Origin of the sequence: Pseudoalteromonas sp. BZA4, from assembly GCF_040104395.1 — a bacterium.
Classification (GTDB): domain Bacteria; phylum Pseudomonadota; class Gammaproteobacteria; order Enterobacterales; family Alteromonadaceae; genus Pseudoalteromonas.
In genome coordinates, this window is record NZ_JBECOT010000011.1 from 47,545 (window position 1) to 59,574 (window position 12,030).

At 42.3% G+C, this 12,030-nt stretch carries 12 protein-coding genes; 8 read left to right on the top strand and 4 right to left on the bottom strand.

Annotated features, from left to right (window positions below):
• Window positions 1-3: 3 nt before the first annotated feature.
• Entirely contained in the window at window positions 4-1,038 is a 1,035-nt protein-coding gene (locus ABMY41_RS06895; protein ID WP_289097510.1) for a chemotaxis response regulator protein-glutamate methylesterase, read from the top strand.
• On the opposite strand, the gene ABMY41_RS06900 is transcribed toward ABMY41_RS06895, so the two are convergent.
• Window positions 1,025-2,056: a polysaccharide deacetylase family protein gene (locus ABMY41_RS06900; protein ID WP_289097512.1), complete on the bottom strand. Its 1,032-nt coding sequence runs from the start codon at window positions 2,054-2,056 to the stop codon at window positions 1,025-1,027. The two genes, ABMY41_RS06895 and ABMY41_RS06900, sit on opposite strands and share 14 nt — an antisense overlap.
• On the opposite strand from ABMY41_RS06900, the gene dinF reads away from it, so the two are divergent.
• Complete coding sequence (gene dinF, locus ABMY41_RS06905; protein WP_349274384.1) at window positions 2,033-3,367, top strand: MATE family efflux transporter DinF; 1,335 nt, start codon at window positions 2,033-2,035, stop codon at window positions 3,365-3,367. The two genes, ABMY41_RS06900 and dinF, sit on opposite strands and share 24 nt — an antisense overlap.
• 15 nt (window positions 3,368-3,382) lie before the next feature.
• On the opposite strand, the gene ABMY41_RS06910 is transcribed toward dinF, so the two are convergent.
• Together ABMY41_RS06910 and nfuA are read right to left on the bottom strand one after the other, a co-directional pair.
• A complete protein-coding gene (locus ABMY41_RS06910) occupies window positions 3,383-3,652 on the bottom strand; it encodes a hypothetical protein (RefSeq protein WP_251603595.1) in 270 nt (89 codons plus the stop codon).
• A gap of 14 nt (window positions 3,653-3,666) precedes the next feature.
• Entirely contained in the window at window positions 3,667-4,242 is a 576-nt protein-coding gene (gene nfuA, locus ABMY41_RS06915) for a Fe-S biogenesis protein NfuA (RefSeq protein ID WP_054554437.1), read from the bottom strand.
• A 144-nt stretch (window positions 4,243-4,386) separates the two neighbouring features.
• Between nfuA and ABMY41_RS06920 the strand changes: the two genes are divergently transcribed.
• On the top strand, window positions 4,387-6,939 hold the full coding sequence (locus ABMY41_RS06920) for a M14 metallopeptidase family protein (protein ID WP_349274385.1): 2,553 nt from the start codon (window positions 4,387-4,389) through the stop codon (window positions 6,937-6,939).
• 6 nt (window positions 6,940-6,945) lie between these two features.
• Here ABMY41_RS06920 and ABMY41_RS06925 read toward each other — a convergent pair whose 3' ends face one another.
• The gene (locus ABMY41_RS06925; RefSeq protein WP_287243941.1) at window positions 6,946-7,662 is read right to left on the bottom strand and encodes a phosphoribosyltransferase family protein; all 717 of its coding nucleotides are present in this window, start codon (window positions 7,660-7,662) and stop codon (window positions 6,946-6,948) included.
• Between the two features lie 58 nt (window positions 7,663-7,720).
• On the opposite strand from ABMY41_RS06925, the gene bioH reads away from it, so the two are divergent.
• The 5 genes from bioH (at window position 7,721) to ABMY41_RS06950 (ending at window position 12,011) form a co-directional block, all read left to right on the top strand.
• Window positions 7,721-8,458 carry a pimeloyl-ACP methyl ester esterase BioH gene (gene bioH / locus ABMY41_RS06930; RefSeq protein WP_289097516.1) on the top strand — a complete coding sequence of 246 codons (738 nt, stop codon included), beginning with the start codon at window positions 7,721-7,723 and terminating at the stop codon, window positions 8,456-8,458.
• A 101-nt stretch (window positions 8,459-8,559) separates the two neighbouring features.
• On the top strand, window positions 8,560-8,868 hold the full coding sequence (locus ABMY41_RS06935) for a hypothetical protein (RefSeq protein ID WP_054554434.1): 309 nt from the start codon (window positions 8,560-8,562) through the stop codon (window positions 8,866-8,868).
• A gap of 5 nt (window positions 8,869-8,873) precedes the next feature.
• On the top strand, window positions 8,874-9,740 hold the full coding sequence (locus tag ABMY41_RS06940; RefSeq protein WP_175083000.1) for a putative metalloprotease CJM1_0395 family protein: 867 nt from the start codon (window positions 8,874-8,876) through the stop codon (window positions 9,738-9,740).
• A 207-nt stretch (window positions 9,741-9,947) separates the two neighbouring features.
• A complete protein-coding gene (locus ABMY41_RS06945; RefSeq protein WP_289097518.1) occupies window positions 9,948-10,679 on the top strand; it encodes an outer membrane beta-barrel protein in 732 nt (243 codons plus the stop codon).
• A 279-nt stretch (window positions 10,680-10,958) separates the two neighbouring features.
• Entirely contained in the window at window positions 10,959-12,011 is a 1,053-nt protein-coding gene (locus ABMY41_RS06950) for a S8 family serine peptidase (protein ID WP_289097520.1), read from the top strand.
• The last annotated feature ends 19 nt before the right edge of the window (window positions 12,012-12,030 follow it).

Sequence of the window (12,030 nt, forward strand, 5' to 3'; positions counted from 1 at the left end):
CATATGATCAAAGTACTCATAGTTGATGATTCTGCTCTGATCCGTGGTTTACTCAAGGAAGTTCTCGAGCAAGCGCAAGACATTCAAGTCGTTGGTGCGGCAGAAGACCCTTATCAAGCCCGAGATTTAATTAAGCGCCTTAATCCCGATGTCTTAACATTAGATATCGAAATGCCGAAAATGGATGGGTTAAGTTTTTTGAAAAACTTGATGCGCCTGCGACCTATGCCAGTGGTAATGATTTCAACATTAACTCAAAAAGGTTCACCAATCACACTGGAAGCCCTCGAAATTGGTGCTGTTGACTTTATTGCTAAGCCAACTATCAATGTCACTGAAAATCTTCAGCGTTATGCCCATTTATTACATCAAAAAGTGCGTACTGCAGCTGGTGCAAGAGTGCGAGCTTTTAAAGAAACAAAAGTTGAAGACGACAGCGCCTTAGCTACATTGCAATTTAAGGCCAATAGCGTACTAGCCATTGGGGCTTCAACGGGTGGCACCGAGGCAATTAAAGAAGTACTCGTGCGCATGCCAGAAAGCTGCCCACCGATTGTTATTACACAGCATATTCCGCCGGTCTTTAGTACCTCGTTTGCAATGCGCATGGATAGAACGTGCAAAATCAACGTAAAAGAAGCTGAGCATGGCGATAAGCTACAACCAGGCTGGGCGTATATTGCACCGGGCGATCAGCATTTGAGTGTTGTAAAAAAAGCAGGCGGCTTGTTTTGCCAGCTTGATTCGAGCGAGCTGGTTAATCGCCATCGTCCAGCAGTTGATGTGCTATTTAACTCCCTCGTTGTTGCTTGCCCTAAAGCGACAGTAGCGGCGTTATTGACCGGTATGGGCAGTGATGGCGCGCAAGGCTTATTAGCATTAAATCAAGCAGGAGCCTACACCATAGCGCAAGATGAATTATCGTCTGTGGTATGGGGCATGCCAAAAGCTGCTGTAGAGCTTAATGCGGCTAATGAAGTGGTTCGCCTAGATAAAGTCACAGCGCAAATGCTAAAACAAGCCGTTAAGGTACAATAACCCAAGGTTGAGAGAACCAATAATAGCTGCCTTTCTTCGCGATAGAAGGGGCCGTGCAGTTAAAGCGAGAGCGGCCCTTTTTCAGCTTTTCAGGTGATGTGATCTTCACCGTATCTTTACTAAGCCAGGTTAAATCAGCTTGACCAATACCTGATACATAACAAGCAAACTGGCTTTTATGAAAGTCCTGCATATCAAATTGAATGCTTAAACTTGGCGGGTTTTCGTCCGTCACGCTATCTGAATAGGTGAGCTGTTTGATAGTGAATGCTTGAGAGTCGAGTTTAGTGGCAAGCGTATCAAGCTTTGAATAAAAGCCCGATGCCGGAAAGCGTGGTAACCGGGTAAAGTCAGAATGGATACCTACAGCCCCTGAGTGCTGACCTATACCAACAAATCCTAGCGATTTTACTAGTTGTTGCAGTGAATTATTAAACTCGCCATAAGGGTAAGCAAGGTATTTGTAATCATGGCCAATTTCTTCTTTAATGCGCTGCTGGGCAGATAAAATGTCTTCTTTAGTACGTGCAAGCCATGCTTCTTCACTTTCGCCTGGCTGTTTGCGATGCAAGTAATTATGAATTTGCGTGTGGTTGCTAATTAACGCCCCTTTATTTGCTAGCTCTTTTAATTGCTGCCATGTCATCACATAGCTTTTGCCTTCATCAATTAGCTCGGGATTTACGAAAATAGTGTACGGATAGTCAAATTTTTCTAAGATGGGCGCAGCTTCTTCATAGTTATTTTTGTAGCCATCATCGAAGGTTATTGCGACGGTTTTATCTGTTAGCGGTTGGCCTGCTTGTAACGAGGTAATGAGTTCATCTAGTGGAATAACGTTGAAGTTATTATCTTTTAAATATTGCATGTGTTCAGTGAATGTTTCGCTGCTGACACTGGTTACCGCAGGAAGGCTTTCACTGACGTGGTGATACTGTAGAATGACTGCGCCATGGGCACGCAAAGATAAACCTAACAGGACTGCAAATACTAAATGAAACATTTTCTTAAACGTCATAAGGCACACCATAAAAGTTTACTGTTATTAGCCGGTCCGATGATTTTATCAAATATTACCGTGCCAATGTTAGGTTTAGTTGATACTGCTGTAATCGGCCACTTAGGAAGCGCTCACTATTTAGCTGGTATAGCGCTCGGTTCAGCAGTTATCTCGTTATTATTTTGGCTAGCAGGCTTTTTGCGCATGAGCACCACAGGATTAGTTGCCCAGGCCTATGGTAAAAGCGATCACACCTTACTTGCTGAGCTATTAAAGCGCAGCTTGTTACTAGCAACAGCGGTAGCGCTGTTATTAATAGCGCTGAGTATACCTATTCAATCCTTAATGGCATATTTATCAAATGCGAATGAAGCTGTTTTAGAACAAGCAAATAGCTATGTTTCGATTCGTATTTTTAGTGCACCCGCTGCTTTGTGTAACTTGGTTTTACTTGGTTGGATGCTAGGTGTTCATTATGGTCGAGGGCCGTTTTATTTATTACTTATCACCAATATAACCAATATTGTGCTTGATATTTATTTTGTGGTGTTTCTTGATTGGGGTGTGGCTGGAGCTGCGTGGGCGTCTTTAATCGCTGATTATATCGCCCTTGCTTTTGCACTTCTGTTAGTTGCACAGCTCGCTAAAAAACAAGGTGTTAACCTTGCTGTGAAAGCCTGGTTAAGTGTTGCTAAGTTACTTGATTTAGTAAGCTTAAATCGCGATATTTTTATTCGCTCATTAGCACTCCAGCTATGTTTTAGCTTTATGACTTTTTATGGCGCACGTATCGGCGAAACAACCTTAGCGGCTAATGCCGTGTTACTAAACTTTTTAATGTTGGTGAGCTTTGCGCTTGATGGTATTGCTTATGCAAGTGAGGCAAAGGTCGGTAAAGCGAAAGGTGAGCACAGCGCTAAGCAGATTAAGTTATGGGTTAATTTGAGCTTGTTTTGGGGCGGGTTATTTGCGTTGTTTTATAGCCTTATATTTTTATTATTTGGTGAGGCAATTATTCGCTTACTTACCGATGTGCCTGAAGTTATCAGCCTTGCAACGGTTTATCTTCCTTGGGTGATTATATTGCCTATTGCGGCGATGGGCTGCTTTTTATTTGATGGCGTATTTGTCGGTTTAACCCGTGCTAAAGACATGCGTAATACTATGCTATTTAGTGCTCTAGTGGGCTTTTTTGGACTGTTTTGGGTAGTGAGTAGCTGGCAAAATCATGGTTTATGGTTTGCGATGACCAGCTTTATGCTGATACGCGGATTAACGCTGTGGTTTCGCTACCGTAAAATTGTCAACAACCAGCAATTATTAGAGTAAATTATCGCTGAAGATTTATTTCCAAAGATCGGGGTCGTGATCTTTTGGGGATGAGCGCTCTAAAACTTGTGCAAAACGGTTGGCAAAAATACCTAAGTAGCCCCAACCAGCAAAGAATAAAGCCACAGCTAGTATGACTAGGCCAATTAATTGAAATAGTGCGGGTCCATAGTAACCTATGGCAATAAAAATCACGGCTAGCACAAACAGTGCTAGGCCGCGAAGAAAGCGTTTTAAGCTTAACTTGGGATCGCTGCCTAAGCGAAATACCCATTTTTTAAGCATGCTTTAGATACCGGTTAGTAGTAAGAGTGTTCACCAGATTGGTGATCAGTAATGTCTCTTACACCGTTGATTTCGTCAAACTTGGCGATCATTTCTTTCTCGATGCCTTCTTTAAGTGTGACGTCAATCATTGAACAACCGTTACAGCCACCGCCAAATTGCAGTACCGCGATACCGTCAGCAGTAATTTCTACTAGGCTTACTTGACCGCCGTGGTTAGCGAGCTGAGGATTAACTTCGGTTTCAAGCATGTGTTGAACACGCTCTTGTAGTGATGCATCATCGCTAAGTTTACGTGCTTTTGCATTAGGTGCTTTAAGCGTTAACTGAGTACCCATTTTGTCAGTTACAAAATCGATTTCAGCTTCTTCTAAGAAAGGGGCGCTTTCTGCATCAACAACGGCATCAAAACCATTGAATGGTAGACGAATATCAGTCGCTTCAACGGCGTCTTCTGGGCAGTAAGAAACACCACACTCAGCCTGCGAAGTACCTGGGTTTACTACAAACACACGAATGTTTGTTTGTTCAGCTTGGTCTGCTAAAAGTTTAGCAAAATGAGATTGTGCAGATTCAGAAATAGAGATCATAAAACGGACTATACTTGACTAAATTACTCGGATACTGTGTATCATACTCCGCTCATCGTGTTGTCGCCAGTGTTGAGCGTAAAAAGTTGCATCTATTTTATCGAATGGTAGCGTTAAAACATCAAATAATTACGGGTGCTATCTATGCGTTTCATAATAACAATATTAACCATGCTAGTGAGCGTTAGCGCATTAGCAAAACCTCTTTCTTATTACTTTGAACAAGATGTGAAATTTGACCCAAGTATTCCGACTCCTCAGCAGGTGTTAGGCTACGAAGTGGGTGAGTGGCATGTACGTCACGATCAACTTGTGCAATATATGCAAATTCTTGCTGAAAAAAGTGACCGAATGAATTTTAAAGTAATCGGTCGCACTCATGAGCAGCGTCCACTGGTGATGCTAACGGTTACAGCGTCCGACAAACTTGGCCAAGTTGAGCAAATCCGCAAGGCGCATTTAGCTCGCCTAAATGGTGGGGAAAGTGACTCAAGCAAACAGCCTGCGGTTGTTTGGATGGGTTACAGTGTTCACGGTAATGAATCATCAGGCAGCAACGCATCGCTTCTCGTTGCGTATTACCTTGCAGCCGCACAGGGGCCAGAAATCGACGCCTTACTTAACAACACGGTTATTTTACTAGACCCATCATTAAACCCAGATGGCTTAGCGCGTTTTGCAAATTGGGCAAACAGCAACCGTGGCATGAAGTTATCATCAGATCCACAAACTCGCGAGCATATCGAAAGTTGGCCAAGTAGTCGTACTAACCATTACTTGTTTGATTTAAACCGTGACTGGTTGTTACTGCAGCACCCTGAATCGCGTGCGCGCATTGCACAGTTTCACCAATGGAAACCGAATATCCTAACTGACTTTCATGAGATGGGCCCAAACAGCACTTACTTTTTCCAACCAGGGATCCCAACTCGTAAGCACCCAATTACGCCTGAAGAAAATGTCACGCTGACAAAAGCCATTGCAAACTATCATGCAAAAACACTTGATGAGCACAATGCACTTTACTTCACAGAAGAAAGCTTTGATGACTTTTACTATGGTAAAGGCTCAACTTACCCAGACGTAAATGGCGGTGTAGGCATCTTATTTGAACAAGCGAGTTCGCGTGGTCACTTACAAGAAACTATTAACGGCCCGTTAAGCTTCCCGTTTACGATTAAAAATCAGTTATTAACAAGCTTATCGACGTTCCAAGCGGCGATTGATAACCGTACAGACTTACTTGATTATCAAGCAAAATTTTACAACAAAGCAGTTGATCTTGCTGGTGATGAAGACTTTAAAGGTTATGTAGTTAAAGGCGGCGCTGATCAAAGCCGCATGCAATACTTCCTTGATTTACTTAGACAACATCAAATCAATGCGTACATGTTAGAAGAGCCGCTAAAAGTAAACGGGCAAAGCTTTTCTGAGCAGAGCTATTATGTGCCATTAGCACAGCCACAATTTCGTTTAATTAAAGCAATTTTCAGTGAGCAACAGCGTTTTGTTGATAATACCTTTTATGATGTATCTGGCTGGACACTTGCTCATGCCTTTAATTTAGAATTTGCAAAGGTAAGCAGCAACTGGGGCTTAAATGTGGCTAAAATGCCTTGGCAACAAAGTGTTAAGTCAAGCTTTGCAGCATTACCGCAAAGCTATGCCTATGCATTTAAATGGGATGATTACCTAGCGCCAAAAATGCTTAATAGCTTGCTTGAACAAGGTGTGAAAGCACGCGTGGCATTAAGCCCACTTACAGCAAAAACGCCATCAGGTGAAATAGCGTTTGAACCAGGTAGTATTCTTGTTCCTGCTGGTCTGCAAACTGATAGCAACTGGGTTAGTTATTTAAACCAAGCACAGAATGAGTTTGGCATTGAAATTACGCCAATTAGTTCGGGCTTAACGGTTAAAGGTGCTGATTTAGGTTCTCGTGCAATGGCGGTTGTGAAAGCGCCTAAAGTATTACTCGTGGGTGGTCAAGGAACTAGCCAGTATGAGCTTGGTGAAGTGTGGTATTACTTAGATCGTTTTGTTGGCACCGCGCCAAGCATTATCGAAATGGAGCGCTTAGGTAACATCGACCTTGAGAACTACAGCCATATTATTTTAGCGCACGGAAATTTCAATCGCCTTGATGATGCGACTAAAGTGGCTATTAAGTCGTGGGTTCGTAAAGGCGGTGTTATTTGGGGTCATAAAGGTGGTGCTAAGTTCTTAGCTGATCAGCAGCTACTAAAAGCAAACTACTTATCTCGTCGCGATGTAGCCAGTGCCTTTGATACAACAGGACTTACTTATGCTGATAAAGATGACTTAGCAGGTCGTCAGCGTATTGCCGGTGCAATTTTTAATACCTCAGTGGATTTATCTCATCCACTTACGTATTCGATTAACCGTAATACATTACCTGTATTTAAGAATAGCACTTGGCTACTTGAGAAGTCAGATGCCCCATTTGTTAATGTGCTTACTTACACAGATAAACCGCTTCTAGCTGGCTTTACTGATGACGTAAATGTAGAGCAAGTCGCGGGCGCGGCAGGCCTCATTGCGCATTCATATGGCAAAGGCAGTGTGATAGGCATGACAGATAACCCTGTATTCCGTGGTTACTGGTACGGCACGAGTCGATTACTAAGCAATGCCTTATTTTTTGGTAATGCCTTTCATGCCTCTGGTGATAAGTAATCACAATTAATCATAATGCAGATTGCCTAACCCCGTTAGGCAAGTGAGCATAGCCCATACTTGCTTTGCCCCTGCATGTTTTATGGCTTCTGTCGCAGCATTTATGGTTGCGCCAGAGGTCATCACATCATCAATAATCGCCACGGTTTTTCCTGTTAAATCTTGCTGACAAACAAAGGCATTTTGTAGATTTTTAACTCTTTTCGCTTTACTTAACTGTGATTGCGCTTTGGTTGCTTTTTGCTTGTAAAGAGCTGAGCTAACAGTACATTGCTGGTTTTTCAAAACAGGCAGCCAAGTTTGGCTTACCTGATTAAAGCCGCGCGCTAAAAAGCGTTGATTATGCAGTGGTAGCACAATAAAAAGATCGGGCCAACTTGAATTAACTTGATGAGCTAACTGCAGCTGCCTCTGTATTACTTGTTGTAGCGCCACACGAAAATATTGCTGGTCATTAAACTTCAATTGCTTGAGCCAAAGTTTAAAAGGCGCTTGATACCAAGCACAGGCAATTAGATGATCAAAATTACTATCAGGAAATGCATCACAGATATCAGGTCGATGTAACAGGTTTGGATGGTGTGTAAGGTCAAATAAATTGAGGTCATCTAAACAATACTGACACAAAGCTTGATCAGCCTGTATGTGATTCTGGCAGCTAATGCAAAAGTTGGGGAATAGTGCGTCTAGCCCTAGTTTTAAGGTGTGAGGTAAGTGAGACATTGCATTCATTCCTTTAAACGCTATTATGAGCGCTAAGTGTGGTTGGGAAATACAAAATATGCAAAATGAGATGGTGCTATTACATGGCTGGGGAATGAACCAAGGGGTTTGGCAAGTGATCAAACCTGAGCTTGAGTTTTTTCATGATGGTGAAGTCCGTTGCCTCGATTTACCTGGCTTTGGTAACGCACAGTCTATTCCCACACCTTACACTTTGCACGATGCAGCTGAGCAACTAAGTACACAGCTAAATGAAAAGTCTATTCTTGTTGGCTGGTCGTTGGGCGGGCTTTTTGCCTTGTATATTGCAGCACATTGGCCTGACAAAGTCGCAAAGGTTGTATTGGTTGCCTCAACCCCCTTTTTTGCGCAAACCGATGAATGGCCGGGTATCAAACCTGACGTATTAAATGCATTTAAAGATCAGCTGGTTAGCCATAGAGAAAAAACGATAGAACGGTTTTTGGCGATACAAGCGATGGGCAGTGAATCAGCGCGAGATGACATTAAGCAATTAAAAGCACTTTTGAACCAATACCCAGCGCCTCAAGAGCAAGCTTTAAGTGCGGGCTTAGACATTTTACAGCAGGATGATTTACGTGAGCTATTCGCTAACCTTAGCGTACCTGTGCGTGGTATTTTCGGTCGCTTAGATTCATTAGTACCTTATCGAGCGATTGAAAAAATGCATGCCTTACAACCTCAGTTTGAATATGAAGTTTTAGATAAGGCCTCACACGCGCCTTTTATTTCACATAAAGCGGCATTTATATCAGCACTGAAATCAATGTGTTAAGCAAAACTCGCTGAGAGGCCAGAAAAATAGCGGGATTTAGCTTTATTTTGCTCGTTTTATGAGCGATACTTAACGGGTAGATCTCACTGTTGGAGGGTGTTATGCCAATCAGTTCTGTTTTTAATAATGCGGTAGAAGGTTATAACCGTGCAAGCCAAGGTATCGAAAAGGCGAGCGCTGAGATTAGCCGTGCCTCAATTGATCAGCAAGATGATGCCCAATTAGCTCAACAACGCCAATTACAAGCGGCAACTCCAAATGAAGCTGTAACTCCGCCAGTTTCACAACCTGCCCCAATCGATGAGTCGCTTGTTAATTTAAAAGTTGAAGAGTTTAATGCAAAAGCTAATATCAACACGATTCAGACTGCTGATGAAGTGCTGGGTACATTAATAGATATTAAAGTTTAGTACTTATGAATATCGTCACTCCGTTTCCTTCGATTAATATCAACACAGCGAATGTGCACACTGAAAGTGCTCGCCGTGATAATCAGTTACGTGAAGTGATCCCACCTCCTGCTGCTACCAAGCCGAGTAACGCAGAAAATAAAACCCTTAATGATGGCGATAAAACCAAGCAGCCAGGTTCTGAAGCTGGTACGTATGATGCTAAAGGTCGTCTAGCTGAAGACAAAGTGATTGAAGAGCGCCAACAAGGTAGCGAACAAGGCGAGCCTGAACAATCAGAGCAAGAACAGCAAGAAGCTAAACAAGAGCAGCAAAAAGAGCAAAAGGTTGCAGAGCAAGAGCAACAAGACACTGAGCAAATTAAAGAGCTAAAAGCCCGCGATACCGAAGTGCGTATTCATGAACAAGCGCATGCAGCGGTAGGAGGGCAATATGCTGGCTCACCAAGCTATGAGTATCAACGCGGCCCAGATGGTACAAACTATGCCGTGGGCGGCGAGGTGCAAATTGATGTTGCTGAAATTAAAGGTGACCCAAAAGCTACAATTGAAAAAATGCAGACGGTGCGTGCAGCTGCGCTTGCACCTCAAGAGCCTTCAAGTGCTGATCGCTCAATTGCTGCCGATGCCACACAAAAGCTTATGGCAGCGCAAGCTGAGCTTGCCAGTCAATCAGTTGATGACGATGCTGACTCAGGCAAATCGACCTTCAAAATAAACAGTGAGTATGCCGAAGATAGTGCTACTCAAACCAGCGAAACCAAAACAGCAAAGCGTGATGTTGAAGTAGACGAGCGTGCCGCACGTATTGCTAATTTTTATCAAGCGGCTACCTCGCCCACGAACCAAAACCAGTTCTCTGCCTTTATTTAACTAATATTAATTAACAGTATCAGTTAATCACTTTGTGGTTAAAACTTGTCGCTAACGAAGTTTAAATACTACATAACTACTCACTTAATTTATTAATGACTCTAACAGTTTCTTACATTTAGACTACAAAAACGAATATTGTTTCCATTGTGGGTTCTTGCTCGCTTTGGTAGATTGTCCGCGATTTATAATTAGGATGATTAAACAATGAAATACACTCTTCTTGCTTGCGCATTATCACTTGCTTCTACTGCTGTAATAGCAGAAAACACTTCACCATTAAGCTATGACTATGTTGAAGCTGGATATAAAAAGACAGAAATTGATGATATCGATGAGTTATCTCTGAAAGGCTTTGGTTTTAGTTTCAGTAAACAGTTTGCTGAGAACTGGTATGTAACAGGCCACTATTCAATTTTAAATGACGATTTAACATCACGTTCCGATTTCAGTGGTTCGGGTGTTTACGATAGCAATAATAATTATTTAGGTGACACACTCGTATCTTATTCTTACGACTATGATATCGATATGACCCGTTACGAAATTGGTTTAGGCTATATTTATTCGCTATCAGATCGCACTAAAGTTGATTTTTCTGCAAAGATTGGCCAGTTAAAAATAGAATCAGATTTTGACTTTAAAGAAGTCGTATCATATCAAGATCAAACTTTTAATAGCTTTTCACAGAGTGGTTCTGATTCAGAAACCGCAGATATTTTGTCTGCTAACGCGCAAATCAGACATCTATTAACTGATTCATTTGAGATCAACGCTGGCGTTGGCTACGAGCGTTTGCACGACGAAGAGAGCGAAAATAATGCTGTATTTCATGTGGGGGCAAACTATGCCTTTACACCAGCTTGGCTGATAAGCGCAAGCTATCGTGATGCAAATGATTACTCAGACCTTGCACTTTCGGTTCGTTATAACTTCTAATTTTTTAGCAGCTAGGGATGCCTTTTCCTAGCTGTTTTCACTACTCACTTTGTTTCTGTAATCGTATTTTGTACAAAACGCTACATTTTGTATAAATATCCTGCAATGCGTTTATTTTTACCGCTCTGGTGTTTATTTAATGTTAATTTTGTGTCTCAAGTGTGTACAGGTCGGTTTGACCATGTAACCCCCCCTCTGTATATGTTTGCCTGCTAAATAATTTAGTGTGTCAGCTCAAACAATTTATGAGCTGTTTAGAATTAAATCAGTGGGAATCATATGCAACCTTGCAATAAGAAAATCGCACACTTGAAGAAAAGTTCAGTCGCCGTACTTACAGCCTTGTATGTCGGCGCTACAGGCTATGCTGCGGCAGAGCCTGGCTTTAACAAAGTGTCAGATAAAGGCTTTTATCAGCCAACATTTACAGCTGAAGATATCGCGAATTATCAACAAGAAAAACAAATCGAAGATCATCCAAGCTTGCTCAAAGGGAGTGCTCAACGCTTAAACCAGCACTATCAAAGTCAGCAGCCGGAACATGTTTTTCAACCTCAAGATGGGGTGACAGGCATTCAAACTTACATTGTGCAAATGCATGATGAGCCAGTGGCAAGTTATCAAGGTGATATTCAAGGTTTCAGCGCTACAGCTATTACTGAATCTCGCTCTTTAATGGTTAAAGAGCGTATTGATACAGCGTCGCAAAGTGTGCGCGCGTATCAAGGTTTTTTAAAGCAACGTCAAACAGCAGTATTAAGTAAGGCGCGTGCAATAGGTGCCAATATTGCGATTAAAAAGCAATTTACTCTTGCAAATAACGCGGTAGTGGTCGAAATGACACAAGCTGATGCAGAGCTACTTGCGACACAATCAGGCGTAAAGCGTATTACTCCTAACCGTATTTTTGAATTACGCACAGACCGTGGTCCTGAGTTTATTGGTGCTGATCAATTATGGCAGGGTGCAACACCGGCTTCATCGGTAGGTGTTAAAGGTGAAGGTATGGTTGTAGGTATTATTGATACAGGTATCAATACAGACCATCCTGCATTTGCTAGCGACGAAGAATACAGTGAGAAAAATCCACTAGGCGCAGGTAACTTCGTTGGCGACTGTGAGGAAGAACCTGAGCTATGTAATGACAAGCTAATTGGTGTTCGCTCATACCCAGAAATCACTGCAATGAATGCTGATTATCAATTTGCACGTGCAGATCGCCGCCCTGAAAATGGTGAAGACTATAATGGTCATGGCTCTCACACAGCAAGCACTACGGCGGGTAATTACATCAAAACACGCCGCTTCAAGCTGCAACCGGTGAAAAAGTAAGTGATGGTGAAAACTTACC

What these genes read in the sequence shown, in the direction of transcription:
- nfuA (WP_054554437.1), bottom strand. Translation starts at nt 4,242, where the DNA reads ATGATCTCTATTTCTGAATCTGCACAATCTCATTTTGCTAAACTTTTA.
- ABMY41_RS06910 (WP_251603595.1), bottom strand. Translation starts at nt 3,652, where the DNA reads ATGCTTAAAAAATGGGTATTTCGCTTAGGCAGCGATCCCAAGTTAAGC.
- ABMY41_RS06950 (WP_289097520.1), top strand. Translation starts at nt 10,959, where the DNA reads ATGCAACCTTGCAATAAGAAAATCGCACACTTGAAGAAAAGTTCAGTC.
- bioH (WP_289097516.1), top strand. Translation starts at nt 7,721, where the DNA reads ATGCAAAATGAGATGGTGCTATTACATGGCTGGGGAATGAACCAAGGG.
- ABMY41_RS06945 (WP_289097518.1), top strand. Translation starts at nt 9,948, where the DNA reads ATGAAATACACTCTTCTTGCTTGCGCATTATCACTTGCTTCTACTGCT.
- ABMY41_RS06940 (WP_175083000.1), top strand. Translation starts at nt 8,874, where the DNA reads ATGAATATCGTCACTCCGTTTCCTTCGATTAATATCAACACAGCGAAT.
- ABMY41_RS06920 (WP_349274385.1), top strand. Translation starts at nt 4,387, where the DNA reads ATGCGTTTCATAATAACAATATTAACCATGCTAGTGAGCGTTAGCGCA.
- ABMY41_RS06935 (WP_054554434.1), top strand. Translation starts at nt 8,560, where the DNA reads ATGCCAATCAGTTCTGTTTTTAATAATGCGGTAGAAGGTTATAACCGT.
- ABMY41_RS06925 (WP_287243941.1), bottom strand. Translation starts at nt 7,662, where the DNA reads ATGTCTCACTTACCTCACACCTTAAAACTAGGGCTAGACGCACTATTC.
- ABMY41_RS06900 (WP_289097512.1), bottom strand. Translation starts at nt 2,056, where the DNA reads ATGACGTTTAAGAAAATGTTTCATTTAGTATTTGCAGTCCTGTTAGGT.
- ABMY41_RS06895 (WP_289097510.1), top strand. Translation starts at nt 4, where the DNA reads ATGATCAAAGTACTCATAGTTGATGATTCTGCTCTGATCCGTGGTTTA.
- dinF (WP_349274384.1), top strand. Translation starts at nt 2,033, where the DNA reads ATGAAACATTTTCTTAAACGTCATAAGGCACACCATAAAAGTTTACTG.